This window comes from Vibrio sp. Vb0667 (assembly GCF_033391095.1).
The window spans coordinates 1-1,915 of the sequence record NZ_JAWPOL010000093.1 but is presented as its reverse complement, the minus strand read 5'-3'; the positions used below and the strand labels follow the sequence as shown (position 1 = coordinate 1,915).

Below are 1,915 nucleotides of genomic sequence, written 5' to 3'. Positions count from 1 at the left end.
AGAACGCCATTACTGCCGCCACCATTGAGCCAAGTACGTTTGCAGGAATCACTGACATTGGATCTTGCGCCGCGAATGGAATAGCACCCTCAGAGATACCAACCAGACCCATTGCACCTGCTGCTTTACCTGCTTCGGTTTCTGATTCTTCGAACAGGTCGAACTTACGACCAAGCGCCGTTGCCAGTGCCATGCCTAGAGGAGCAACAGGGATTGCACACGCCATCGCACCCATAAATTGAGTTTGACCGCTCGCAATCATGCCCACAGAAAATAGGAATGCGACCTTGTTGAAAGGGCCACCCATATCGAAGCCAGCCATACCACCAAGTACGATACCCAGTAGAACGACGTTACCTGTACTCATGCTAGTTAGTAGCGCAGTCAGACCGTCCATTAGGCTTGCGATTGGCGCGCCGATAACGAAGATGAATAGACCAGCGATGAATAGCGAACCTGTGATTGGTGCGATCATGATTGGCACCAAAGGTTGGATGAATTTGTGGTAGTTAATCGACGTAATCCACTTCACGAAGTAACCCACAAGCAGACCTGCGATGATGGCACCGATAAAGCCTGTACCAGCGTCTGCGCCGTAGAAAGAACCATTATTTGCAATCCAACCACCGATCAAGCCAGGAGCTAGAGCTGGGCGGTCAGCAATCGCGTAAGCAATGTAACCGGCAAGGATTGGGATCATCAGCGTAAAGGCAACCACGCCGACATTGAGGATTTGGTTCCACATGCTGCCTTCAGGAATCGCCATGCCCGCTTCACTTGGCTGACCGCCTACAGCAAGAGCAAGGGCAATCAGCAGACCACCGGTTACGACGAATGGGATCATGTGTGATACGCCGTTCATCAAGTAGCGATATAAGTCAGAACGAGCTTGAGAAGCTTTGTCGGCAACCGATGCTTGCGTATTGCCATTGGACTCAGCTTGGTAGGTCGGTGCGTTTAACGCTTCATTAATCAGTCCTTGAGCATCGCGGATTGGGGCTTTTACGTTGGTTTTAACCACGCGTTTGCCCGCAAAGCGGTTCATATCGACTTGTTTGTCACAGGCGACGATGATGGCATCTGCACGCTCGATTTCTTCTGCGGTTGGGCTGTTTTTCACACCGATTGAACCATTCGTTTCAACCTTGATTTCGTAACCCATCGCCGCAGCACCTTTCTCCAGTGCTTCTGCTGCTAAGTAGGTGTGCGCAACGCCCGCAGGACAACCGGTAACACCAATGATGAAACCTTGGTTCGCTTGAGCATCTGTCACTGGTTGCGGTTCTTCTTTAGCAAGAAGGAGTGCCAGTGCGTCTTGGCTGTTTGTTGCGCCTAAGAACGCATCGATGAAACCATCTTCAATCAGTTTTGAAGACAGTTCTGCAAGTACTTCGATGTGGTGGTTATCGCCACCGTCTGGAGAAGCGATCATGAAGAACAGCTTTGAAGGTAAACCGTCTTCCGCGCCGTACTCGATACCTGATTTGCTTACGCCGATCACAACCGCCGGTTCAATCACAGCGGCGCTTTTCGCGTGTGGAATTGCCACGCCATCTTCAAATCCGGTATTTCCTAATTCTTCACGTGCTTTTATATCTGCAAGAAATTGTGTTTGGTCAGAAATACGACCTTGGGCATGAAGAACGGCAACCAGTTCTTTAAATACGTCTTCTTTTGAAGACGCTTTAAGATCAAGTTTAATTAAGTCTTCATTTATTAGTTTGGTGATCATTGTCGAACCCCTATAAATATAATTTTTATTTCAGGGGTATTTTTAAATTACTGAGAAAAAGACTGTAGTGAAGAAAAAATGCATTTACTGGAGGATTGTAACCGACTAACTATAGTGTGATTTAGATCGTTCACTGGACAAATCTAGCTGCATATCTGTGACATGATGGATAAGAAGCTAAAC

At 47.9% G+C, this 1,915-nt stretch carries 1 protein-coding gene; it reads right to left on the bottom strand.

Annotated elements, in window-relative coordinates; translation table 11 throughout:
• Positions 1-1,732 (bottom strand): fructose-specific PTS transporter subunit EIIC (locus R8269_RS23630; protein ID WP_318222705.1); only part of this gene is annotated, 1,732 nt, incomplete at its 3' end.
• Positions 1,733-1,915 lie beyond the last annotated feature (183 nt).